This is a genomic window from Blautia sp. Marseille-P3087 (genome assembly GCF_900120195.1).
Lineage (GTDB): Bacteria > Bacillota > Clostridia > Lachnospirales > Lachnospiraceae > Blautia_A.
In genome coordinates this window covers 830,635-853,626 of sequence record NZ_LT635539.1, presented here as the reverse complement: position 1 = coordinate 853,626, position 22,992 = coordinate 830,635, and the positions used below count along the sequence as shown (strand labels likewise).

The window sequence follows — 22,992 nt, the reverse complement described above, 5'->3', positions numbered from 1 at the left end:
ATGAAAAAGGGATTAAATATGATAATAGCGTAATACGTGTTCGGGATAATGTTGGTCTCCGTAGTCCCACGGTCCGGCTGTAGTATACAGTGGATTTTCTTCGGAACGTGCAGTCTCGCCGCTGGCGATCTTTGCGAAAGCTTCGGAACTTTCGACAGACCAGGAGGTGATTCCGGTTTTTTCGAGATAATTGAAGTATACATCTGCACCGAAATTGTACCCCTGAAGTGCAAGGCGGATATGAACCAGATCATCAGGCCCTGTGGCACCGGCTTTATTAAGGGCATATCTCAGCTCCTGAATGCCGCAGGAAATGGAGTAGTCTACATCAGTGATCCCATTAGGCACCTGTGGGTATTGGGTGTTGTAGGCACCTTCTGAAGACTGCATAACATCTGTACCCTGTCCGGAGCTTTCCTGCATCATGAGTGCAAGAATCAGATCAACATAATCTGACATATCATAATTCGCAGCCTCTGCTTCTACTTTACTGCGATATCCCTCACAGGTAGAGTTAATCGTATAGGTCTTTTGTTTATGGTTATCAACGGGACGAAGAACTGCAATGCAAAGAAGGAGTATACACACCAGTGCCAGAAATATTTTCTGGAGTCGTACCTGCTTTTGGCGATTCTTAAGCCGTTTATTTTTTGTAAGATTTATGTTTTTCTTTTGTGTTTTCATATTCTTATTGTAGCTTGTAGTGGGGGATTTGAAAAGAAAAAAATTCTAAGGATTTTCTTAAAATTTCGTGAAAAAACGGTATAAATTTGAAATGATGAATTTCTTGTGCTAAAATAAGCCCGAGTATAAGAGACAGGGAAAGCAAGTCTATGGAAACGAGGTGAAGCATGTGAAGAAAAAAGTATGTGCGATTTTAGTTGGGACAGTCCTGATCTGTCAGACAGCATCAGTTTATGGTGCGGTACAGGATTATCAGGCAGTGACGAAAGCAGATAAAGAAGATAACAAAACAATACAGACATTTCAGACAGAAGATGGCGACGGCAATGCGGTGACGGTTGCTGCCGTTCAGGATACTTTATATGTGACGGCGAAGGATGCCGGAATTTATTCAAAACCGGGTGAAGATACAGAGAAGCTGGCTGACGTCTCACTGGGAGATGAACTCATCCGCAGTGCTGTCTGCGACAATGGATGGAGTAAAGTTTCCTGTGAGGTGGACGAAAATCAGATAATTGGCTACATTCAGAATCAGATGTTGAGCGATACCGATCAGATTGAACCTGCCAATAAAGAAGTGGAGGTCAAGAGTGATGCCACAGTGCTGGATTATCCCGGAAGGAAAGATGGAGAGGTAATAGGAGAAGTTCTTGAACTTGATCAGGTAAAACAGACGGGAACGGTAAATAAGGTCTGGAGCAGGATTGAATATCAGAATGCAGACGGGACAGATGCGGTGGGATATATTCCTACAAGCTGTCTGAATCTTCCGGAGACCGCTGAGACAGAAGAAGATACGATTGATAAGGATAAAGATGCAGGAACACTTCATGAAAGTAAAGGCAAGGGTGTATTTGCCGATGCACTGGAAGAAGATGAGCAGAAAGTCACAGAAGAGAATGGAGTGCAGGTTGGCACGCCGATAGCAGCATCTTCAGATGCAAATCTTGTGGATCTGGGTGTGTTTAAGATAACACATTACTGCCCTTGCAGTATCTGCTGTGGCCCGTACGCAAATGGTATTACATCCACCGGTGTGACAGCGACGACGAACCATACGATTGCAGTTGATCCATCTGTCATTCCTTACGGAAGCAAAGTTGTGATCAATGGACAGGTTTATGTGGCAGAAGACTGTGGTGGTGCAATTAAGAACAAACGTATTGATATTTACGTTGCCACACATGCCGAGGGAGAAGCAAAAGGTACATATGATACCGAAGTATATCTTTTAAAATAAGAGGAGAAACATTTTACAGAAAAGTGTTTATAACAGAGAAAGGCAGGAACTCGAAGAAGAGCTCCTGCCTTAAAATTTGTTTCCTGAAATGTTTTTTATCGTGCCATCATATAGATTTTTTCCATATCTTTCATGTTGAGCTGTTTGAATACACCGATTGTACGGGTATCTTCGAAACTGCATTTGAAAGCCAGCTCATGAATCTGCTCATCTGTGAGATCCAGACCAAGTTCACGAAGATTTGTCGGCATGTGAATGGAACGGAAGAAATCTTCCATGGCTTCAATTCCGGCAAGTGCTGTGCTTTCGTAATCTGCAAAGCAGGGAATATCAAAAATGTTGGTTGCAAACTGTGCAAAACGTTCAGGGTTGGCATCATATACATAACGTGCCCAGCTTCCCCAGATTGCGGAAAGTCCGGCACCGTGTGTTACATCAAACATGCCGCCGAGTTCGTGTTCCAGCTGATGGCAGGCCCAGTCACCGCCACCAGTACCACATCCGGTCAGTCCATTGTGAGAAAGACTTCCTGCCCACATGATTTCGGCTCTTGCATTATAGTTACCAGGTTCATTCAAAAGGATACGTGCATTATAGATGACAGTTTGCATCAGAGATTCGCTGATGCTGTCTGTGATTTCCATGGTTTCAACGTTGACAAAATAACGTTCCATTGTATGCATGAGAATGTCCACACAGCCGCTTTCTGTCTGATATTCCGGTAATGTATAAGTAAGACGTGGGTTCATCAGTGTAAATTTCGGGCGACAGAGGTCGCTGCGGGTGCTTCCGCGTTTCAGCCATCCGTCCTCGTTTGTGATGACACAGGAACCGCTCATTTCACTTCCGGAAGCTGCAATTGTAGGAATCGCACCGATTGGAATGCAGGCAGTTGGAACTTCGGTCTTTAAGAAAAAGTTCCAGACATCTGTCCATGGGTTTGCGACACCGTAGCCGATTGCTTTTGCGGAATCAATGACACTTCCGCCACCGACAGCGAGGATAAAATCTATGTTTTCCTTCCGGCAAAGAGAAATTCCTTCCCGCACTTTGGAAAGACGTGGATTTGGAACAACTCCGCCCAGAGTAACAAAATCAAATCCGGCATCTGTGAGACATTTTTTGATATCATCGATCAGACCGGATTTTACAGCACTTTTGCCACCATAATGGATCAGTATTTTGTGACAGTTATAATCTTTCAGGATTTCTCCTATTCTTAAATGTGTATCTTTTCCAAAAATCACCTTAGTCGGTGTGTAATATTCAAAACTTCTCATAGTGTAGTAATACTCCTTATTCAGAATCAGGCATAATACAATAAAAATATATCACAAATGTAACAGAAATTACAGAAAAAACGATGAAAAAATTAAGAAAAATGAAAAAAACATGTCTTTAAAAAGTTAAATAAAACAAATTCTCTTGAGGAAATCAGAAATCTCTCGTATAATAAAAGAGCAGAAACAGGAATAAATGCTGAAATTTTTTACAAAATAGTGTATATTATAAAGCAATGAAATATGAATCAGAAACGCAGGTGATAAGATGGAAGATGTAATCATCATCGGTGCGGGCCCGGCAGGGATTTCCGCAGCGTTATATACTGCCAGAAGTAATCTGAATCCAATAGTGATCAACAATGGGATCGGAGCACTGGCAAAAGCAGAAAAAATCGAAAACTATTATGGGCTGGAAGAACCGATATCCGGTGAAGAGCTTTATGAGCGTGGACTTGTACAGGCAAAAGCTCTGGGCGTGCGGATCATTGAGGCACAGGTGCTTGGAATCAAAGGTTTTGACACATTTACGGTGCAGACAACGGCAGGAGATTTTGATACAGTCAGTGTGATCCTTGCGACAGGAAGCAGACGGACTGCACCATCGATTCCTGGAATACGTGAGTTTGAGGGAAAAGGTGTCAGCTATTGCGCAGTCTGTGATGCGTTCTTTTACAGAAACCGTGAAGTGGCAGTTCTCGGAAACAGTGATTTTGCCCTTCATGAAGCAGAAGAACTTCGAAATGTGACCCCATCTGTAACCATCTATACAAATGGAAAGGAACCGGAGTTTTCCAGAGAACATCCGATTGCAGTCAATACCATGAAGATTCAGGCAATCGAGGGGGATGATCTTGTTTCAGGTCTTCGAATGGAAAATGATATCCATGCACAGGAAGACGGAGTAGCAGAAGCGTCCTTTTATCCGGCGGACGGTATTTTTGTAGCGCTCGGAACAGCCGGCAGTGCGGAAATCGCACGTCAGATGGGTGCTGAGCTGACCGATAAGGAAAATATTAAAGTCAATTCAGAGATGGAGACAACGATTCCGGGACTTTTTGCGGCAGGAGACTGTACCGGAGGGCTGCTTCAGGTATCGAAAGCGGTTTATGAAGGCAGCATGGCTGGAATCAGTGCCGGTAAATATGTCCGGCATAAAAAATAATCTACAGACTTGATAATATTACTGAAAACGCAGATACTAAATCACAGAATATAGAAAAGGAGAACAATTATGGCAAAAACAATTACTTCACAGAATTTTGAAGAAGAAGTTTTAAGATCAGAAAAACCGATTTTGATTGATTTCTGGGCAACATGGTGTGGGCCATGCATGCGTCAGGGCCCAATCGTAGAAGAACTTGCAGAGGAAGGTTATAACGTCGGTAAAATCGATGTAGATCAGGAAATGGGACTTGCGCAGCAGTTCAGGGTTGTCAGTATTCCGACACTTCTGATTTTTAAAGACGGCAAAGAAGTACATCGTCTGGTAGGTCTGACTGCAAAAGAAGATATCAAAAAAATTCTGGATGAATAATAGCGGGAAGGATTTGGGACATTCATGAAAATCTTACTTGCAGCATGCAATGCAAAATATATTCATTCAAATCTGGCTGTTTATGATCTGAAAGCATATTCCTCGGATTATGATAAGGAAGTCTTTCTTCGGGAATACACGATCAATCAGCCAAAGGATGAGATTCTTAAAGATATTTATGGCAGTGGAGCAGACGTTGTCTGTTTCTCCTGTTATATCTGGAATATTTCGTTTGTACGGGAACTGATTCGTGATCTGGCCAAAATTCTTCCGGAAACCGCTTTCTGGGCCGGTGGACCGGAGGTTTCTTATGATGCGGAAAATTTTCTGACAGAAATGCCGGAAGTGACAGGAGTACTGGTGGGCGAAGGAGAAAAGACATTCCACGATCTTCTCGAATATTACATAGACGGGAAGGGAAGCCTTGGAGAAATCAGAGGAATTGCCTATCGTGATGGTGAAGAAATACGACATAATGGATGGCGGGAGCTGATGAATTTAAGTGAGATCCCATTTGTTTACCAGCATCTTGAGGAGTTTGAGAATCGTATCATTTATTATGAGAGCAGCAGAGGCTGCCCGTTTTCTTGTAGTTACTGCCTGTCTTCTATAGACAAAAAACTCAGATTCCGTGATCTGGAACTGGTAAAAAAAGAACTGCAGTTTTTTCTGGATCACAAAGTTCCACAGGTGAAATTTGTAGACCGTACATTTAACTGCAAACACGAACATGCCATGGCTATCTGGAAATATATTCTGGAACATGACAATGGTGTGACGAATTTTCACTTTGAAGTTTCGGCAGATCTTCTTCGTGATGAGGAAATGGATCTGATGGCAAAAATGCGTCCGGGACTGATCCAGCTTGAAATTGGTGTGCAGTCAACAAATCAGGAGACGATTCGTGCGATTCATCGTCATATGGATCTTGACAAGCTGGAAAGGTGTGTTGACCGTGTGCACAGCTTCCGAAATATTCATCAGCATCTGGATCTGATCGCGGGTCTTCCGTACGAGGATTATGATACATTTCACCGCTCTTTCAATGACGTGTACCAGATGAAACCGGACCAGCTGCAGCTGGGCTTCCTGAAAGTTCTGAAAGGTTCCCTGATGAAAGAAGAAGCGGAAAAATATGGAATTGTTCACAAAGAAAAAGAACCATATGAAGTGCTTTCCACGAAATGGCTGCCGTACGGAGATGTGTTGAAGTTAAAAGCAGTGGAAAGTATGGTGGAAGTGTATTATAATAGTGGTCAGTTTCAGCATACACTGGAATATCTGGTTCCGCTGGCAAAAGATGCATTTACTTTTTATGAGAGTCTGGGTGCTTTTTATGAAAAGAAAGGTTACAGTGAAATTTCTCACTCCAGAATGAGACGTTATGAGATTCTGCTCGAGTATTTGCAGGAAGAAACAGATGTTTCAGTTGAGAAAGCATCGCAGAAGATGCTTTATGATCTGTATCTCAGAGAAAAACTGAAAAAACGTCCATCATTTGCACCGGATCAGAAAGTATATGAGACAGCCATATGGGATTACAGAAAAGCAAATCATATCTCCAAAACGGCGCATATAGAAGTATTTGAGGACGGCAGAGCAGTTCTGTTTGATTATGAAAGACGCGATCCGCTGTCCAATAATGCGTACACAGAAACGATTCAATTAACAGCGTAGTTATTAGGGCAAAATTAGTTAATAATGTGATAAATGACACGAGGTGACAGATAAAATGGGAATGTTTGATCCAAAAAAAAGAAAAATCATCACAGCAGTGATTGCAGTGATCCTTGTTCTTGCAATGGTAGTTCCGAGTATTCTTTCTATTCTGCTGTGAGCACAGAGCAGAATGACGAAATAAGAAATACCGGAGGGAGATTATGAAATTAGGACAGCAGGCACTGGAGGCACTGCAGGCAGAAATCACGGGGAGACTGAAACCGGGAGAAGATCTGGTAGTAGCGGGAGAAATCGGAATATCTGGTACTCTGGTACTGATCAGCCGGGAAAAAGAAAAATTGCGTAAATATTTTTCGGAGAGTTTTCTTTATATGAGTACAGATACGCTGCAGAAATGTAAAGTTTCCAGAGAAGATGACTTCTGGATGGACAAGAGGATTTCTGCATTGTATTTTACAGAAGAAGGCGGAATCTTAAGCGGTCTCTGGAAGATGGCAGAGGCATCGGGAGTCGGTCTGGATGTGGATCTTCGGAAGATTCCGATACGTCAGGAGACGATTGAAGTCTGCGAACGACTGGATGTGGATCCGTATAAACTGGAGTCTGAAGGAACGGTACTTTTAGGCACCGGACAGGGGGATGCCCTAGTGCGTGAGCTTGAAGCACGGGGAATTCATGCGGCAGTGATTGGCCATACAGATAAAGGAAATGACCGGCTGCTTCACAGTGGAGAAATCACCAGATATCTGGAACGTCCGCGTTTTCATCACTCAGGAAAGGAAAAGAAACATGGCAAAGCTTAATATTGTATTGCTGGAACCGGAAATTCCGGCAAATACAGGAAATATCGGAAGAACCTGTGTGGCAACCGGCACAAAACTGCATTTGATCGAGCCGCTGGGATTCAGCATCAGTGAAAAAGCACTCAAAAGAGCCGGAATGGATTACTGGAAAGATCTGGATGTGACAACTTATCTGGATTATGAAGATTTTGTAGAAAAAAATCCCAATGCAAAGATTTATTATGCAACGACAAAAGCATTAAAAACTTATACAGATGTACAGTATGAAGATGATTGTTATATCATGTTCGGAAAAGAAAGTGCGGGAATTCCGGAAGAAATTCTGATGGAACATAAAGAAAAATGTGTCCGGATTCCGATGATCAATGATATTCGTTCACTGAATCTCAGTAATTCTGTGGCAATTGTGTTATATGAGGCGCTGAGACAGAATCAGTTTGACCACATGCAGCTTAAGGGACAACTTCACAACCACACATGGGAATAAAAGCATATATAAGAAAAAAGAAGGCAAAGCGGAGAAAAATCTCTACTTTGCCTTTTCTAATGTGAATCCTTTTACAATGTCCGCAAACCTGCATAAATACTGGAAAATGTTGATTTTATGCGGGGCTGCGGGATTGTGTTACATTGTTTTTAATGGAACAAAAACGGTTTAAAATGGGACGGTTAGTCACAGTTGGTCACAAATGGTACTTTGATCTTTTCAATCTCAGATCTGAGTTCTTCCAGAGTTCGGTGTCCATATACGGCATTGGTAATATCACTTCCGAATGAATGTCCGAGCATTCGTTTTCGGTCATTTTCTCTGACGGAATACTTTTCACATAGAGCAGAAAAGGTATGTCTGCAATCATGAGGAGTATGTTTTGGACTTCCGGATATTTCTAACTTTTCCAGTATTGGATAGAAGCGAAACATTCTGTAGGTGACTTTGTTCATATTTAGCAGTGTTCCATCAGCAGTGATTCTTGTCTTTACAAAATCGTATATCATGGGATGAATCGGGACAATTCTTCCTTTACCGGCTTGGGTTTTGATACCGCCTTTAAAATATTTTTCTTTCAGATTAACTTCCAATCCTGATAATTCACCAATTCGCCAACCAGAATAGCTCATGATCAAGATTAATTGTATGTCTGGATTATTGGCATTTTTCCACAGGATTCTGAGTTCATGTTCAGTGAATGGAGTTCCATGTTCTTCATCGTCGACAGCGTTGATTCTCACATATTGAGATTTTCTTTCAGTAACAATCTCGGCAAACATTGCATATTTGTACATTTGATTGAACAGAGATAAGATTTTTACAAGACTGCCTTTTTTTAACCCCTTTTGTTTATCGAGAAAATTTTGCAACTCTGTTGCTTTCAAATCTTCAAATATTTTGTCATACAACTCTGTGCAATATGTATACGCAGCAGTGTAATTGTTTCTTGTGGATTCTGAATAATTCGTTCCTTCAGCAAATTTCCACTTAAGGAACTGTTCGTATACCTCTTTGAAGGTTGGCTTTTTAATCTCTGGATGTTTACTCTCTACTCCTTTGATTGTACTGTAATCTGCAATAATACGGCTTACAAGTGTGTCGGTGTCAGATGTTGGAGAGACTGACAAGTCCCTTTCCATTCCAGGTTGATAGGTACCTGCTTTGTATGCAGTCAGGATGGTAAAACCCTTGATCCAGTCATCAACATAACAGATTGCAGGTGAGCGAACCACATTTCCAAGCTGATCTATCTTTGCTGGTGGATGTACTGCATAACAGTTGTGTCTGTTCTTGCCAAGATAACGGATACTTCCGAATCCATTCGGCAGTTTGGGGTGTTTCTTTCTTTTCTTCGGCATTTTCAATCCTTCTTTCCATCGATAATTGAAAAATAGGTACAAAAATAACAGCCACACAAACGTTTGGGTTGTGCGACTGCTCCGAAGATGATACAATATCTTTGCAAAATGAGGTATCTCTTCGGAGATCTGAATCGTCCTGGTGCGCCAACACCGGGGCGATTTTTTTATATTAAAAATTACAAAGCGTTTATTTGGTCAATGGAAAAAGTAGTATCCGTTAGTTGGGTAAATATGTAATGGTCTTTTAAATTGTCGTTAAATTCTGATTGCACTGCATGGATATTATTAATGTTAGTTGTATCTGTTTCATATATCATATGATAGCCACTAGACGTTTCTTCTATATTCAATAATTTAATAGATCCGCCTAATTTATTTGAAAGAGTATCGACATAAGTATTTCCAAGATTATTAAGAAGTTGCTGGTAAGTTTCGTGATCGTACTGTTTCATATTATTCTTTCGTTTGAAGAGCCCACGGAATATTGATTTGTTTGTAAATGGTATTTTGTTTTGTTGCCAAAGCTGAACACCAAGTTTTTTGCTTTCATCAATAGCATTTTTAGTAAATGTATTATTGGTCAATACCACAGGTATATCATAACGATAATAATAGCAACCGGAGTATGCTTCTTGTACAGCATGATTACCGACAGGTGAAGAATAGTATTTACATTGGATTGCATATTTTTTACCTGCTTTGTGAGCAAGTATATCAATACCGTGATCTCCTGATTTTGGAGTTGTCTCAATGTGGGTAAATCCATATTTCTTTAGTTTCTGACAGCAGGCTAATTCATATTCTTCTCCATTATTACATGCGACATGGAAACCTGGTTTGTGTAGAATCCAATTAAACAGGCAACTAAATAAGGTGGATATAAAACACCAAATAAGGGTGAATACAAATAGAATGAAATATAATGATACATATATAGTAAAACGTATTATCCACCATATTATGTCCAAAGTTAAAGTCACTGGCCAAAAAAGTAGGGTATATAAACATCCGTGAGACTTTCGCCTTCTGGCCATAATGCTTCCTCCTTTATATTATATCTATCATTCAGCAGCAACAAATTTTATTACTGCAAATGGTTCAAAGTAAATTATATAGTTGTCAACAACAGCGCATATTCCATATTTGGATTTATAACACTGTATAGCTTCTTTCAGATATTCTTCTGTAGCATCCAGAAACTCAGCCATTTCGAAAAAGTTTCTGCAACCTGCTTCATACGCTCTGATCAGACCGGTTAATCCAATCTTGAGGTTATATCCATAGAAACGTGCACGATATTCCTGTTTGCGGTTCATAATGTCGGTCTGATCCAGAATGTCTCCGGAGCTGGTGCAGTGATGACCGATTTCCTCTGCAAGTACACAGGATTTTTCTACCTGAGTCATATCTTCGTTGAGAGCAACAGTACCATTGCAATATAAACCTTTGATATTGTTACTTTTAAAACGACGTTCAATCACATCTATACCGTCCTTGCAGGCTACATCTTGTAATTCTTCATAAGTCACGTAAACACCTCGACTTTTTTTAAGAGCACTATTGATTATGAGATATTACATCTAAAACTGATAAGATTTTGTGTGCTTCTTGGAAAGCAATCTGATATTCTTTACTATTGGTTTTGGTTGGTTTTGTAATTAATGGAATTAGTATGCATGGTGTATCAAAATTGTTTAATGTAACCTTTATATATAATGAATCAATGCGTTTTTTCTGCACACGTTTGCCAGTTATAGCACCTGCAATTGAACCTGCACCACCGAACAAAGCGCCACCAATCAAGGCCTGTCCTACACCACCACTTGTAATAAGTGAATCATCCTCTAAAAGATCGTAACTGACAAGACCGGAGAAAGGATACCAAGTATTAGAACCAACTCTTGTTTTTCCACCAGTAATTAATTTTTCAGCAGCCACAGACATTCCCATTGTGCTTACAGCCATTAAGCCTTTGAAAGACTTTCCGAGAAGACCACTTTTCTTGCCATTGTTAGGAATTGAACCATGAATTTGGAACATATGATTAACTTCATCAATTTTGACAGCACTTACTTTTTGAGTGATATGTGGCTTAATTGAGGAGTTGTTTTTCCCTGGAACTGTTTTCCATATAGCATCCAAATTGTCTTCCTGATCTTCTGCAATCGGAGATTCAACCATTTCACTGGTTGGACACCCGCAATTTGGACATGCCGAAGCCTTGTCAGAAAATTCCTTACCACATTCAGAACATTTTATTAATGCCATAACATATACCCCCCATTTTATTTATTTTCTTTTATTCTTAACAAATTCTGCGAACTGGCGGATCTCATCCAGTTCATCTTCTGTATATTCACTTCCATCAAAATGTGCAGCAATAGTAGTTGGCTCTTGCTTGCCTGAAAAAACGATTTCTCCATCAACTATCTTTTCCGCATCAAGACCTAATTCACGAGTGATTTTTAATACATTAGTTATATTGGAATTTGCCATTCCTCGTTTAAGAATACTGTCTAATGTTGTCCAAGGCATATTAATCGTTTCAGAAAATTTCTTGAGACTTCCATACCTTTCTATAATAAGAGATTTAATATTGGCTTCAAGCTCTTGCATATACGATTAACCCTCCTTTTTCAAATCTCTAACTAAATTGATAATAACACCAAAATCTCGAAAAATCAATATAAATATATAATGAATCAATATAAAATCTCGAAAAATCGAAAAAATATATTGACATTCACGAAAATTCGTATATACTTTAAAATATAATCACGAAAAATCGAGAAAGAGAGGTGAGAAAGTGTTTCCAAATTTAGAAGCAGAGATGGCACGAGGAAAAATAACACAATCTAGTATTGCATTGTCATTGGGAATTACACCAACAACATTTTCTTTTAAGTTAAATGGTAAAGCTCCAATTTCCTTAAAAGAGTGTGTAAAAATAAAAAACACTTTTTTCCCAGACAAGACATTGGACTACTTATTTGCAACTGATTCAGACAACAAGGAATCAGCGTAAAGGGGTGAGAGAATGAGAGAGATTAGATCCTTTGAAGTAGACATCGACAAAGGAATTTTGAAAATTAACGGACAGGATGTTGAAACACCTACAATCGTAACTCTACCGGGACCTGAAGGATGGCCATTGCAAAGATTATTTGCTTCGTCAACAGATGCGCCGGTAGAGTACGACCGAATATCAATTCTTGCTAAAAAGCCAGAGAAAAGCGTGACGGAGGAAAAGAAAGAAACTAGAAACAAAGAAATCTCAGAGATTTTTTCTCAAAGAATGAGAGGGTTTAATGCACAACCAGATGACCTTACTTCTATCATTAAAGTAATTGAAGTAATGAAAGATTGTACGATAGAACAAGCAGAGGCCATTCTGGAAGATGCATCAAAAATTATTAAGATAATGACAAAAATTAAATGAGTTTATCGGCTTTAAGATGAACGCGATTCTTGTCAAATACCTCCTGAGCTACCTTGTAAGCTTCAAAATATTTCTCAGAAAAATCTTCGGCAAATTTTTGAGAACCATCAGTGCGATATTGCGGCATGTTAGAAGAAACATAAGCCTTTGCGGTTTCGGTAGCTACAGTATGAAAAAATAATTTTTCATCCATGATAGATTCCTCCTTTCTTCAATATTCGGCATGGCAGTGCCTGTAATTACAGTATAGGAGGATACAGCATAAAACACAATATGCACAACCAGAATAGACAGAAATCGAAGAAAAAGGAAAGAGGTGAATACTATGACAAAAAGAGAAAATGATATTTTGGCACGTCTTGCACAGATTATTCCAAAACTTCCAGAGACTAAACAGGAAAGAATCTTGGGAGTGGCAGAGGGTATGACTGCCATGAAAGAGACCATGGAAAAAAAAGCAGGATAGGAGGCGAGTTGAGATGGATGATCAAAAAGAAGAGATTGAAAATCTGCGTAAGCAGGTAAAAAGCTTAAAAAACAGCTTAATGCTTACGCAGATATCAACAATTGTATTTACCATTATTTTTGGATGTCAGTGTCTTCGCTTGATTCAGAATTATCATTACCTGCTTCAACAGGTGAGCATGTGTCTTGAGTCTGTGAATACTGTTTATTCAGCTCTTCGACAGTTTCTTTTAACTATTTAGGTGAGGAGGTGAGGTACATGGAGAATGCAGAAAGTCTTGTAAATAAAACTGCTGAAATTCACGAATTTGCTTCAGAAGTAGTAAGGATGCTAACCGGTGCAAAGATACCTGAGTTTTCTTCAGAAAATATGTCAGTGGCAGATACAAGTAAGCTGATTGGCTTACCTGCAACAGCAATCAGAGCAGGTATTGTATACGGATGGTTACCAATTGGAATAGCAATTCACAACAACAAGCCGGCTAAATCATTATCTGATGGAAGAATTACTTATATTATATCCCCCAGAAAGGTATGGGAGATAACCGGTCATATTTGGAAAGGGAAGGAGGCGCTGACACGAGAGACTTGATTGATTCCATCCTGATCGGAGGATGTGCAAGTTATCTTCCGTTCTGGACATGGGACAGCAGAGCAGATCAGATCGCCGGAGCAATCGCACTGAGCGTCATGATATACATAGCGAGGAGGTGGAGAGTATGGCAGGGTTAAGCAAAAAGCAGCTGGAAATCAGGAACCTGACACTGACAGACTACATAAAAGCCGCGATCTGTTTACTGGATGATCAGACAGCAGATGCGAGACATCAGGCAGCATATACCGCAGGTCTTTTGAGTGTGGCAGAGGAAGGCGCAAACAGAAATGTAGAGAGAGGGTATTTTACAGCGACTCCAAAATGGAGAATCCGGTATGCGGATGGAACAGTTGGATACCAGCTATACGAAAGGAAGTATGCTGTAGAAATTGCTGAGAAAAAGAAAGACGAATACGGCGGCAGCTATACGATTGAGCCTGTGGAATGAAAAAGGATCCTCAGAGCTGCAACTCAGGAGGACCCAAAAGATAATAATAGTTTATCACCCTTTCATTGTATGAGGGTAGAAAGGAAAAGTCAATGATTAAAGCAGAGAAAACTGGAAACAAAATGGAACTGGAAATTAAAGGAGATACACATGATTTGATTTGTGAATTTGATGTTGTACTGAAAGCAATGTGTGAAGTACTGGATAGAAACCTTGTAAAGGCTGCTCCATTTACCGCAGAAGATCTCTTACACACAATGGTACATAATATAGTGGCAGAGGGAAAGGAAAGTAAATGAAAGAAGAAAGATTTACAATTCCTAATCCCAATGGTGCCGGATACCGCATTCCTGCCTGCAGGGGCGGGAACTTCCGGACAGAGTGGCAGCAGGACCAGCCAGTTATATATGGAAGCATTGCTGATCGGCTGGGTGCTTATGAAGACATCGGAAGTATTGAAGAATTAAGGGAACTGAAAGCGAGGAAGATTAAATGAAATTAAATAAACTGGTATCTACTTTAAATATGGAGCATAAAGAATGGCTGGAAAACAGACGTAAAGGCATCGGCGGTTCTGATGCCGGAAGTATCTGTGGACTGAATCCTTATTCTTCCGCAATTGCAGTATTTCAGGATAAAACACAGCCATTGACAGAAAAGCCAGATAACGAATCGATGAGACAGGGGCGTGATCTGGAAGAATATGTTGCCCGCCGGTTCATGGAAGAAACTGGTAAAAAGGTCCGCAGGGCAAATGCAATCTTCTATAAAGAAGAGCAGCCCTTCATGCTTGCAAATGTAGACCGCCTGATCGTTGGCGAAAATGCCGGATTGGAGTGTAAGACAGCATCTGCGTATTCTGCTGATAAATGGAAAGACGGACACATTCCGGAATCTTATGAGATCCAGTGTCACCATTATATGGCAGTGACCGGAGCGGATGCCTGGTATATCGCATGTGTGATTCTTGGAAAAGAATTTGTTTGGCACAAGATCGAACGTGATGAAGAAATCATTCAGATGCTGATCAGTGTAGAATCCGACTTCTGGAATAATAATGTGCTTGCGGATAAGATGCCGGCACCGGACGGAAGCAAGGCAGCAGAAGAATTACTTTCGAAATATTACAAAACATCTGATCCGGACAAGATGATTCCACTGGTTGGATTCGATGAGAAGCTAAAGCGCAGGGCAGAGATCACTGATCTTCAGGACAAACTGGAGAAAGAGAAGAAACAGATCGAACAGGAAGTAAAAGTCTATATGGAAGATGCGGAAAGAGCTGATTCTGATAGTTATTCGGTTACATGGAAATCGGTAACTTCGAACCGTGTGGATTCAAAGAAATTGAAATCCGTCTATCCGGAAGTCTACAAAGAGTGTGTGAAACCTGCTCCGAGCAGAAGGTTTGTAGTAAAGGAAATTGCATAGGAGGATAAATGGAATGGGAGTAAAAGATGCATTAGCTGAAAAAACGGAGAGCAAAGGTGCTGTAAAACTTACAAAATCTATGAGTATCGCAGACATGATCAAGGCTATGGAGCCTGAGATCAAGAAAGCACTGCCTCAGGTGATAACACCGGAGCGTTTTACCAGAATGGCATTATCTGCATTGAACACGACACCAAAGCTTGCAGAGTGCAGTCAGATGTCCTTCCTCGGTGCTCTGATGAATGCTGCACAGCTTGGTCTGGAACCGAACACTCCACTGGGACAGGCATACCTGATTCCTTACCGAAATAAAGGCAAGCTCGAGTGCCAGTTCCAGATCGGTTACAAAGGTCTTATCGATATGGTATACAGGAACGACAATATCCAGACGGTGCAGGCACAGTGCGTATATGAAAATGATGAATTTGAGTATGAACTTGGTCTGGAACCAAAACTGGTACATAAACCGGTATTAAAGAATCGAGGAAATCTGCTTCTTGTATATGCACTCTGGAAAGCAAAAAACGGCGGTTTTGGCTTTGAGGTGATGAGCAAGGAAGATATTGATATTCATGCAAGAAAGTACAGCCAGAGCTTTTCCAGCAGCTACAGTCCGTGGAAAACGAACTATGAGGAGATGGCAAAGAAGACGGTTATCAAGAAATGTCTGAAATATGCTCCGGTGAAATCGGATTTCGTTATGCAGGTATCCAATGACGAGACCGTCAAGTCAGAACTCAGCGTAGACATGTCTGAGATTGCAAATGAGCAGGAACCGGTCATCGATGCAGAATATAACGAAGTTGCAGCAGAGCAGGAGACAGCAGCCGCAGAAGCATAACCCAGTAACGGTGCTTATGATCCATCAAAAGCATTGAAATATATCACACAAAATAACAGACAGCCCCGGGAACTACCGGGGCGGAAAGGGGCAACATGAAACACATCAATATGGAAACCTTTGCGAATGGAGCATTCACAGAGCAGATCAACCGGGAGTTGAAGAAAGTGACAGAAAACATTCAGGATCCTAATACGGATGCAACCGCAAAGAGCAAGATCACAATCATTGCATAATTATTGGTTATACGTACCCCGTCTGGAAACAGGCGGGGAGATAGAAAGGAATACATGAAAACGATTTGTTTTACAGTGCCCGGCAAGCCGCAGGGAAAAGCGAGGGCACGTACATTTTATAACCCCAAGACACAGGGAATGAGCAGCGTGACACCGGAGAAGACCGTTCTGTATGAGAATTTGATTTCGACCTGTTATATGTAGGCAGCAGGAGAAGAAAGATTTGCAGATACTGCATATATCCGGATCCGTATTCAGGCATTCTATGGAATACCGAAGAGCAGCTCTAAAGTGAAGAGAGAAGCAATGCTGAAAGGCGAGCTCCTTCCGGCGAAGAAACCGGATATCGATAATATTGCAAAAGCTGTTTTGGATGCACTGAACAGCGTAGCGTACCGGGATGATACCCAGGTAGTGGAATTGCAGTTAAGGAAACAATACAGCGAAAAGCCACGAGTAGAGATCTGCATGGAAGAACTGGAGGTATAACCGGATATGGCAAGGCGAAAACAGGAAGGAAATCGCTTTTTTCGCCTGGATGTGGATTTTTTCTCAGATAAAAAGATAAAGATCTTAAAGGCCAGATATGGAGCCGATGGGATCACCCTGTATATGTATCTTCTGTGCGAGATATATAAATCAGGATATTATTTAAAGATTGATGATGATTTTGAGTTCATTGTATCGGATGATCTGAACATGGACAGTAATAAGGTGAAGCAGGTCTTGAACTTCTTATTGGAACGGTCACTGTTTGACAACACACTTTTTCAGTCGGACAAGGTCTTGACCTCTGCCGGAATACAGAGGAGATATCAGGCAATGGTAAAAGCCAGAGCACTGAAAAATCCGATCACAGTAGAAAGGTTTTGGCTCCTTCAGGAGGAAGAAACGGAAACCTTTATTAAAGTGAACCCTTCTTTAAATAATTCCGAGAATAATCCGAATAATTCCAAGAAAAATAACGATAATTCCGAGAAAAATGACATAAAAGGAAAAGAAAGGAAAGGAGAGTATATATATGCGGCTCCGCCGGGTACATACTTTGCTGATTCTTCTTTGAATGAAGCCTTCCTGTTGTTCCTGAAGGTGAGACAGAACAATGGAGATCGTCTGACGGATGAACAGATACAGCTTCTGAGGGAAGAACTGAGCTCCATGTCTGACAAACCGGAAGAACTGACCGCCATTGTAAAGAAGTCAGTGATGAGTGGATGGAAGACATTTTATCCATTGAAGAAAAGTCGTGGCAAGAAGACAGAATTGAAGAACAGCAAGAACCGGTTCAATAACTTTCAACAGAGAGAATACGATTTTGATGATTATGAGAAGCAGTTGTTGAATAAAGGACAGGAGGGATAGCTTATGGATAAGACCTGTGCAACATGTATTGAGAATGACGATGGGCTGTGTGACCGCAAAGGGATCCTGGTCCATGATGATGATACCTGCAGTCAGCATAAAGAATCATGGAAAGATGCGATGTTAAGGCAATTCAACAGAAGAACAATGAGGTATTGAGTCCTTCACTCGTAATGAAGGGGTTATGAAAATAGACAGAAAGGAGCCAGCCTCCGGCCGGGGCAAGGGTATACCGGGCTTCTTGAAAAGATGATTCATGGAGAATTGATTGTAGATAATTTCGCAGGTGGGGGAGGTGCTTCCACCGGAATAGAGTTGGCTACGGGATACAGTGTTGACATAGCAATTAACCATGATCCTGAAGCTATACGGATGCATAAGACAAATCATCCGAACACAAAGCATTACTGCGAGGATGTTTGGCAGGTTGATCCTGTCGAAGCATGTAAGGGCTATCCGGTAGGACTTGCGTGGTTCTCACCGGACTGTAAGCATTTTTCTAAGGCGAAAGGCGGAAAGCCAAAGGACAAATTTATTCGCGGCCTTGCCTGGGTAGCGTGCAGATGGGCGGGGCTTGTAAGACCGAGAGTGATTATGCTGGAGAATGTAGAAGAATTCAAAACATGGGGACCACTTAACCGGCAAAAACATCCAATCAAGTTCAAGCAGGGAAAGACATTTGAGAAATTTGTGCAGCAGCTCACAGATCTCGGATATGAAGTACAGTTTCGCGAACTGGTAGCTGCAGATTATGGTGCGCCGACCATGCGAAAGAGGTTCTTTCTGATTGCCCGATGTGACGGAAACCCGATTGTGTGGCCAAAGCCAACACACGGACCGGCGGACAGTGAAGCGGTGAGAAATGGTAGCCTTAAACCTTATGTCGGAGCATATACGCAGATTGATTTTAACAGACCATGCCCTTCAATTTTTGATACATCTGAGCAGATCAAGAAAAAATATGGTATCCGTGCAGTGCGGCCGCTTGCACCAAAAACAATGGCACGAATTGCAAGAGGATTGAAAAAGTTTGTTCTTGAGAATCCAGAGCCGTTTATTATTCAGTGTAATCACGGTGGAAAGCGCAGGCCAAACAATATAAAAGAGCCAATGCCGACTATTACAGGAAAACACGGATATGGGATTGTCGAACCAACGCTTGCACCGTATATGGGTGTCAATACAACAAATCATCCGGGAGGAAGTTGTAAAGATCCTATACATACCATTACAACCGGAAATCAGCAATGTGTAATCAGCCCGTTATTGATTCAGTATCATTCCGAAACAGTGCAGGGAGAGGTGAGAGGACAGACAATAGATGCTCCGGTTATGACTGTTGATAGTTCAAACAGATATGGGCTGGTTACATCGTTTTTGAGTAAATTCTACAAGTCAGGTACGGGGCAGGATCTCAGAGAACCTTTGCACACAATTACAACGTCACCGGGACATTTTGGAGAGGTACGAGCTTTCTTGACGAAATATTATGGAACAGGCACGGGACAGAGTGTAAAAGATCCTCTTGATACCATAACCGCACAAGACCGTTTTGGTTTGGTAGCAATTGCCGGGACAGAATACCAGATTGTAGATATCGGATTGAGGATGTTGGAGCCAAGTGAATTGTACGGATGTCATGGTTTCCCGGAAGATTACATAATCGATCATGATTACACTGGAAAGAGGTATCCGAGAAGTGAACAGGTCAGGAGATGCGGAAATGCAGTGTGTCCACCAATACCCGCTGCATTGGTAAAAAGTAATCTGCCTGAGCTTTGTGTTGCAGTCAGAAATCCGATTTGCAGGACGGACAGGATGAAAGAGGAAACCGGCGGGCAACTGAGATTTGCATAGGAAAGGGGAGAAGCTGAAATGAATTCTTTTAGATATTACAGTGATTTAGACAGACATCCGTTTACTGGAGAACGAAAGGTGAACTTTAAGGTAAAGGTAACGGAAAAGGAAAGCTTGAAGAAGTTCTTCAGTGAAACAGTAGGAACGAAGTGGATTCAAAACGTGACACCGGGAAAAATATACGAGATCTACAAAGTAGAAGGATATGGAGATTGTGCAGATTTTTACTTTAAAGATGATTCAGGAAAAGAACAGTATTTGGCTGATTTCTTTTTTGAGGAGGTAGAAGATGATTGAAATACTTGATGTTAAGGATGCAGAACCAAAGAAATTGGACATCACACCGGAGCTTGCTATTGCTGCATATAATACGCTGATACAATTCTGCAAACAGCAGGAAGGAATGATTCTGTGTAGCAGATGCGTTTTGCACAATAGCTGTCCAGCGATAACTGATCGCGCCCCAGCACCCGAGAAGTGGGAAGAAATCCATTATCCCAGAATGACGAGCAACACCACGATTGAATACCTGAAGGATGGAAAAGTACAGATGATCACCTACGGAAGAAGCGAAGATGCAGAGAAAGCATTTAAGGAGATGAAGAACAATGGCATATAAAAATCATGAGGGGTATCAGGATCCGACTTCTGGACAGGCTATGCAGAACACCCACTGGGAAGAATTACAGCAGTTACGTGAGAAGGAACATGGCTTGAAACGCGGTCAGAAGATTGTACTCACTGAAATGTACAGAGAAGAACATAAGCCGGCCAGAAAAATCCAGAGAACCTATATCGTTCTTGAGCTGTACAAGTATTGTGTGTTGCTGAAAGACGATAAGGGATATCGCACAGCACCGTCATACATACAGCTGCAAATGATGATGAGGGGTGTTGTGTAATGGAAATTAAGGTTACCAGGGATATGTTGGACCGGTATCGGAAGTTGAAACAGGAGATACCGGTGTTGGAACTGGAACTACTGATGATGAAGAATACAGAAGCAGGTCTGGGGAATGATACGATCTTCGATTACCAGACCGGTTATCCCAGACCACAGAGTGTTGTCGGCTTTGATCAGAAGAAGTATGACCGCCGTGAGAAGGTTCTGGAGCGCAAGAAAGAGAAAGTCAAAGCCATGGATCAATGGATTGACGATATCAAGGATGGACAGACCAGATGCGTGTTCCGGATGTTCTACAAACAGAACATGACGTGGAAGGCGATTGCGAAGCAGATCGGCATGCCACACAATGAGGATTATCCGAGACTGATGATTCGAGACAAGTATTTAAAAAATCAGGGTATAAAGTAAAAATAGTTCGGATTATTCGGTTAATTCGTTGTACAATGAGAATGTAGCCAAAGGCTTAAAGGCCGGCGGCTCTTTCCCCGCTTCTCCGAAAAGAGAAGATAAAAATATTCTACCCCAAGAATATAATTTTCAGAAGGGACCTCGTAGAAATTACGAGGTTCTTTTTGTACAGTTTTCCGATATGGACATTTACGAACGAATGTTCTATAATGCAGATACCTTATAAAATATATATCGGAAACACTATTTGTTGAAAAATGTCAGATTGTGGAGTATGATTTAAGCAGATTATATTTTATGGGGGAAAAGCGTATGTCTAAAAAAGTTAATTTTTATTTAATGTCTATGAATTTAAATGACAGAATAACAAATTATCAAGCTTGTGAGTTCTTGAAAAATATTGAAGAGACAATGTTTGCAGAAGAAAATGACGGAAACCTCGTAAGAGAAATACAAGAGAAAACATTGAGAATGTTTCCATTCCATTATACAACAAATGGACGGCAGTTTGTAATTCCATTTGGAAAATTAAAAGAAAAGAACAAACCATACTGGATAAACCTGCAAAATAATCGTCTTGAGGAAGTTCCTATGAGCTTATTTGACATTAATTCTCTAGGTATTGACATGGATTATGGTATTGCTTTATATACAACTAATAGAGATGGTCCGACAATACAGAATGTTGAAGACTATCTTAATACTTTTATTCAGGAGACCATTGGATTAAAAATAAGTTTTGTACCTATCCAATATAATACAGGAATTGAAAAAGTACGAAATGCACAATTAGTACGAAATATAACATTGAATTTGGATTTAGGAAAAGCTCTTAATGGATTTTATTTAGGGGAGCTGGAAGATAATGCTGAAAGAGGTTTGCTGGATGCATTTAGAAATTTGGCTGAATCTGCTAAAGATGATGCAGAAGGAAAAACATTGTCCCTTACTTTGGGACTTGGTAGGGGAGGAAAAAAGACAGATACATTGAACTTAGAAAGTATGTTGTCTTTGTTAGAACATATTAATGTTGGCGCTGAGTTTATAAAGGAAATACTTGTTAATTATAAAAATGGTGATGAGGAAAAAATAGATACAGCAAGATTAAAAGATACAAATATGTTGTTATTCTATACTTGTACAGGAACATCAGAAAATCAGATTTCACCAGAAACATTAAGGGAAAACATTAATATGGCTGTAGCTGATAAAATTGTAATTATAACAAGAAGCCTAAGGGATTATCATAGAAATGTAATACAATATAATGCTGAAGGATTAAGAATCGTTACTCATTGGAATGAGCAAAATTAATTAGGGTGATAGGATGAAAAATTTCAACGCGGAGAAAAAAAGGTATTTAAAAGATTGGATATGCGAGATTGCTGTGTTGCTTATTTATGTCATTGCTTTAATTCTTCGTAGATTGAAAATATTAAAATGTTTTGATTATTTTGTTTTGAAAGATTATTTATCTCAAACAAGGGTTGATGGAATTGCTTCCTTTTTTGCTATAACAATTGGAATATACATTGCAGTGATTACAGTATTAGCGACGTCCGAAATTGGCATTAGTAGAGAGTTGCTAAGACGGCGTTTGGATAAAAGATTATTGTATGTTATTATTGGTGGAATGACGGAAAATCTTATTACGGCAGGAGGAGCAATTTTTTTACCTATAAATCAGTTTACAAAACACATACTGGTTATTTTTGTTGTTCTTTCATTGATTTCATTTATGAAATTTATTGTATTGCTACTTGAAATTTTTAAAGGAAATATGGAAAGTATGGCGGCCTCTATGGATGAAGAGGAAAGATACAGAGATACGATAGAAGCGTATTTAAAGAAAATAGCAAAAAATAGTGATAATAATTAACAAAGCATATTAAGAATAACATATTACAACACAGGCACCCTTCGGGGTG

37 protein-coding genes are annotated in these 22,992 nt (G+C 40.5%); 29 read left to right on the top strand and 8 right to left on the bottom strand.

Annotated elements, in window-relative coordinates; genetic code table 11:
- Window positions 1-12 precede the first annotated feature (12 nt).
- Window positions 13-684: a lysozyme family protein gene (locus BQ7344_RS04150; protein ID WP_072521545.1), complete on the bottom strand. Its 672-nt coding sequence runs from the start codon at window positions 682-684 to the stop codon at window positions 13-15.
- Window positions 685-853: 169 nt separating this feature from the next.
- On the opposite strand from BQ7344_RS04150, the gene BQ7344_RS04145 reads away from it, so the two are divergent.
- The gene (locus BQ7344_RS04145; protein ID WP_072521544.1) at window positions 854-1,924 is read left to right on the top strand and encodes a 3D domain-containing protein; all 1,071 of its coding nucleotides are present in this window, start codon (window positions 854-856) and stop codon (window positions 1,922-1,924) included.
- A 95-nt stretch (window positions 1,925-2,019) separates the two neighbouring features.
- On the opposite strand, the gene BQ7344_RS04140 is transcribed toward BQ7344_RS04145, so the two are convergent.
- On the bottom strand, window positions 2,020-3,204 hold the full coding sequence (locus BQ7344_RS04140; RefSeq protein WP_072521543.1) for an iron-containing alcohol dehydrogenase: 1,185 nt from the start codon (window positions 3,202-3,204) through the stop codon (window positions 2,020-2,022).
- Between the two features lie 268 nt (window positions 3,205-3,472).
- Here BQ7344_RS04140 and BQ7344_RS04135 point away from each other — a divergent pair, with 268 nt between their 5' ends.
- From BQ7344_RS04135 to trmL, 5 genes are all read left to right on the top strand, one after another.
- A complete protein-coding gene (locus BQ7344_RS04135; protein ID WP_072521542.1) occupies window positions 3,473-4,369 on the top strand; it encodes an NAD(P)/FAD-dependent oxidoreductase in 897 nt (298 codons plus the stop codon).
- 69 nt (window positions 4,370-4,438) lie between these two features.
- A complete protein-coding gene (trxA, locus tag BQ7344_RS04130) occupies window positions 4,439-4,741 on the top strand; it encodes a thioredoxin (protein WP_072521541.1) in 303 nt (100 codons plus the stop codon).
- Between the two features lie 24 nt (window positions 4,742-4,765).
- Complete coding sequence (locus BQ7344_RS04125) at window positions 4,766-6,418, top strand: B12-binding domain-containing radical SAM protein (RefSeq protein WP_072521540.1); 1,653 nt, start codon at window positions 4,766-4,768, stop codon at window positions 6,416-6,418.
- A 203-nt stretch (window positions 6,419-6,621) separates the two neighbouring features.
- Window positions 6,622-7,224, top strand: coding sequence for an AIR synthase-related protein (locus BQ7344_RS04120; protein WP_072521539.1), 603 nt, complete (start codon window positions 6,622-6,624; stop codon window positions 7,222-7,224).
- Window positions 7,211-7,711 (top strand): tRNA (uridine(34)/cytosine(34)/5-carboxymethylaminomethyluridine(34)-2'-O)-methyltransferase TrmL, encoded by a 501-nt coding sequence (gene trmL, locus BQ7344_RS04115; protein ID WP_072521538.1) that lies wholly within the window; start codon window positions 7,211-7,213, stop codon window positions 7,709-7,711. The genes BQ7344_RS04120 and trmL overlap by 14 nt, the downstream gene beginning before the upstream one ends.
- Window positions 7,712-7,893: 182 nt before the next feature.
- Here trmL and BQ7344_RS04110 read toward each other — a convergent pair whose 3' ends face one another.
- The 5 genes from BQ7344_RS04110 to BQ7344_RS04090 form a co-directional block, all read right to left on the bottom strand.
- Window positions 7,894-9,072, bottom strand: coding sequence for a tyrosine-type recombinase/integrase (locus tag BQ7344_RS04110; protein ID WP_072521537.1), 1,179 nt, complete (start codon window positions 9,070-9,072; stop codon window positions 7,894-7,896).
- A gap of 179 nt (window positions 9,073-9,251) precedes the next feature.
- Window positions 9,252-10,109 carry a restriction endonuclease gene (locus tag BQ7344_RS04105; protein ID WP_072521536.1) on the bottom strand — a complete coding sequence of 286 codons (858 nt, stop codon included), beginning with the start codon at window positions 10,107-10,109 and terminating at the stop codon, window positions 9,252-9,254.
- 27 nt (window positions 10,110-10,136) lie between these two features.
- Window positions 10,137-10,604, bottom strand: a complete 468-nt coding sequence (locus tag BQ7344_RS04100; protein WP_072521535.1) for an ImmA/IrrE family metallo-endopeptidase — start codon at window positions 10,602-10,604, stop codon at window positions 10,137-10,139.
- Window positions 10,605-10,632: 28 nt separating this feature from the next.
- Entirely contained in the window at window positions 10,633-11,343 is a 711-nt protein-coding gene (locus tag BQ7344_RS16450; RefSeq protein ID WP_235816037.1) for a Zn-ribbon domain-containing protein, read from the bottom strand.
- A 21-nt stretch (window positions 11,344-11,364) separates the two neighbouring features.
- Window positions 11,365-11,691 (bottom strand): hypothetical protein, encoded by a 327-nt coding sequence (locus tag BQ7344_RS04090; protein WP_072521534.1) that lies wholly within the window; start codon window positions 11,689-11,691, stop codon window positions 11,365-11,367.
- Window positions 11,692-11,881: 190 nt separating this feature from the next.
- On the opposite strand from BQ7344_RS04090, the gene BQ7344_RS04085 reads away from it, so the two are divergent.
- Both BQ7344_RS04085 and BQ7344_RS04080 read left to right on the top strand, forming a co-directional pair.
- Window positions 11,882-12,100 (top strand): hypothetical protein, encoded by a 219-nt coding sequence (locus BQ7344_RS04085; protein ID WP_072521533.1) that lies wholly within the window; start codon window positions 11,882-11,884, stop codon window positions 12,098-12,100.
- Between the two features lie 12 nt (window positions 12,101-12,112).
- A complete protein-coding gene (locus BQ7344_RS04080; protein WP_072521532.1) occupies window positions 12,113-12,514 on the top strand; it encodes a hypothetical protein in 402 nt (133 codons plus the stop codon).
- On the opposite strand, the gene BQ7344_RS04075 is transcribed toward BQ7344_RS04080, so the two are convergent.
- The gene (locus BQ7344_RS04075; RefSeq protein WP_072521531.1) at window positions 12,507-12,707 is read right to left on the bottom strand and encodes a hypothetical protein; all 201 of its coding nucleotides are present in this window, start codon (window positions 12,705-12,707) and stop codon (window positions 12,507-12,509) included. The genes BQ7344_RS04080 and BQ7344_RS04075 overlap by 8 nt on opposite strands.
- Before the next feature lie 132 nt (window positions 12,708-12,839).
- Here BQ7344_RS04075 and BQ7344_RS16135 point away from each other — a divergent pair, with 132 nt between their 5' ends.
- The 21 genes from BQ7344_RS16135 to BQ7344_RS03995 all read left to right on the top strand — a co-directional run bounded on the left by BQ7344_RS16135 (window position 12,840) and on the right by BQ7344_RS03995 (window position 22,943).
- Window positions 12,840-12,980 (top strand): hypothetical protein, encoded by a 141-nt coding sequence (locus BQ7344_RS16135; protein ID WP_159431352.1) that lies wholly within the window; start codon window positions 12,840-12,842, stop codon window positions 12,978-12,980.
- A 13-nt stretch (window positions 12,981-12,993) separates the two neighbouring features.
- Window positions 12,994-13,221 (top strand): hypothetical protein, encoded by a 228-nt coding sequence (locus BQ7344_RS04070; RefSeq protein ID WP_072521530.1) that lies wholly within the window; start codon window positions 12,994-12,996, stop codon window positions 13,219-13,221.
- A 17-nt stretch (window positions 13,222-13,238) separates the two neighbouring features.
- Window positions 13,239-13,571 carry a hypothetical protein gene (locus BQ7344_RS04065; protein ID WP_083585479.1) on the top strand — a complete coding sequence of 111 codons (333 nt, stop codon included), beginning with the start codon at window positions 13,239-13,241 and terminating at the stop codon, window positions 13,569-13,571.
- A complete protein-coding gene (locus BQ7344_RS16130) occupies window positions 13,568-13,711 on the top strand; it encodes a hypothetical protein (RefSeq protein WP_159431351.1) in 144 nt (47 codons plus the stop codon). Before BQ7344_RS04065 ends, BQ7344_RS16130 begins: the two co-directional genes overlap by 4 nt.
- Window positions 13,699-14,022 carry a hypothetical protein gene (locus BQ7344_RS04060; protein ID WP_072521529.1) on the top strand — a complete coding sequence of 108 codons (324 nt, stop codon included), beginning with the start codon at window positions 13,699-13,701 and terminating at the stop codon, window positions 14,020-14,022. The genes BQ7344_RS16130 and BQ7344_RS04060 overlap by 13 nt, the downstream gene beginning before the upstream one ends.
- 92 nt (window positions 14,023-14,114) lie before the next feature.
- Window positions 14,115-14,321: a hypothetical protein gene (locus BQ7344_RS04055; RefSeq protein ID WP_072521528.1), complete on the top strand. Its 207-nt coding sequence runs from the start codon at window positions 14,115-14,117 to the stop codon at window positions 14,319-14,321.
- Window positions 14,318-14,518, top strand: coding sequence for a hypothetical protein (locus BQ7344_RS04050; RefSeq protein ID WP_072521527.1), 201 nt, complete (start codon window positions 14,318-14,320; stop codon window positions 14,516-14,518). The genes BQ7344_RS04055 and BQ7344_RS04050 overlap by 4 nt, the downstream gene beginning before the upstream one ends.
- Window positions 14,515-15,453 (top strand): YqaJ viral recombinase family nuclease, encoded by a 939-nt coding sequence (locus BQ7344_RS04045; protein ID WP_072521526.1) that lies wholly within the window; start codon window positions 14,515-14,517, stop codon window positions 15,451-15,453. Before BQ7344_RS04050 ends, BQ7344_RS04045 begins: the two co-directional genes overlap by 4 nt.
- Window positions 15,454-15,466: 13 nt before the next feature.
- Window positions 15,467-16,294 carry a recombinase RecT gene (locus tag BQ7344_RS04040; RefSeq protein ID WP_072521525.1) on the top strand — a complete coding sequence of 276 codons (828 nt, stop codon included), beginning with the start codon at window positions 15,467-15,469 and terminating at the stop codon, window positions 16,292-16,294.
- A 95-nt stretch (window positions 16,295-16,389) separates the two neighbouring features.
- The gene (locus BQ7344_RS16125; protein ID WP_159431350.1) at window positions 16,390-16,530 is read left to right on the top strand and encodes a hypothetical protein; all 141 of its coding nucleotides are present in this window, start codon (window positions 16,390-16,392) and stop codon (window positions 16,528-16,530) included.
- A 54-nt stretch (window positions 16,531-16,584) separates the two neighbouring features.
- A complete protein-coding gene (locus BQ7344_RS16445; protein WP_235816036.1) occupies window positions 16,585-16,734 on the top strand; it encodes a RusA family crossover junction endodeoxyribonuclease in 150 nt (49 codons plus the stop codon).
- 36 nt (window positions 16,735-16,770) lie between these two features.
- Window positions 16,771-17,019, top strand: coding sequence for a RusA family crossover junction endodeoxyribonuclease (locus tag BQ7344_RS16440; protein WP_442855820.1), 249 nt, complete (start codon window positions 16,771-16,773; stop codon window positions 17,017-17,019).
- A gap of 6 nt (window positions 17,020-17,025) precedes the next feature.
- Window positions 17,026-17,892: a DUF4373 domain-containing protein gene (locus BQ7344_RS04030; RefSeq protein ID WP_072521524.1), complete on the top strand. Its 867-nt coding sequence runs from the start codon at window positions 17,026-17,028 to the stop codon at window positions 17,890-17,892.
- A gap of 3 nt (window positions 17,893-17,895) precedes the next feature.
- On the top strand, window positions 17,896-18,051 hold the full coding sequence (locus BQ7344_RS16120) for a hypothetical protein (protein WP_159431349.1): 156 nt from the start codon (window positions 17,896-17,898) through the stop codon (window positions 18,049-18,051).
- Window positions 18,052-18,141: 90 nt separating this feature from the next.
- Window positions 18,142-19,749 (top strand): DNA cytosine methyltransferase, encoded by a 1,608-nt coding sequence (locus BQ7344_RS04025; RefSeq protein ID WP_072521523.1) that lies wholly within the window; start codon window positions 18,142-18,144, stop codon window positions 19,747-19,749.
- 18 nt (window positions 19,750-19,767) lie between these two features.
- Window positions 19,768-20,046, top strand: a complete 279-nt coding sequence (locus tag BQ7344_RS04020) for a hypothetical protein (RefSeq protein ID WP_072521522.1) — start codon at window positions 19,768-19,770, stop codon at window positions 20,044-20,046.
- Complete coding sequence (locus tag BQ7344_RS04015; RefSeq protein WP_072521521.1) at window positions 20,039-20,368, top strand: hypothetical protein; 330 nt, start codon at window positions 20,039-20,041, stop codon at window positions 20,366-20,368. Before BQ7344_RS04020 ends, BQ7344_RS04015 begins: the two co-directional genes overlap by 8 nt.
- Window positions 20,358-20,651 carry a hypothetical protein gene (locus tag BQ7344_RS04010; RefSeq protein ID WP_072521520.1) on the top strand — a complete coding sequence of 98 codons (294 nt, stop codon included), beginning with the start codon at window positions 20,358-20,360 and terminating at the stop codon, window positions 20,649-20,651. Before BQ7344_RS04015 ends, BQ7344_RS04010 begins: the two co-directional genes overlap by 11 nt.
- Window positions 20,651-21,064 (top strand): hypothetical protein, encoded by a 414-nt coding sequence (locus BQ7344_RS04005; protein WP_072521519.1) that lies wholly within the window; start codon window positions 20,651-20,653, stop codon window positions 21,062-21,064. The genes BQ7344_RS04010 and BQ7344_RS04005 overlap by 1 nt, the downstream gene beginning before the upstream one ends.
- Window positions 21,065-21,376: 312 nt before the next feature.
- Window positions 21,377-22,378, top strand: a complete 1,002-nt coding sequence (locus tag BQ7344_RS04000; RefSeq protein ID WP_143143533.1) for a DUF6731 family protein — start codon at window positions 21,377-21,379, stop codon at window positions 22,376-22,378.
- 13 nt (window positions 22,379-22,391) lie between these two features.
- Complete coding sequence (locus tag BQ7344_RS03995) at window positions 22,392-22,943, top strand: hypothetical protein (RefSeq protein ID WP_072521517.1); 552 nt, start codon at window positions 22,392-22,394, stop codon at window positions 22,941-22,943.
- Window positions 22,944-22,992 lie beyond the last annotated feature (49 nt).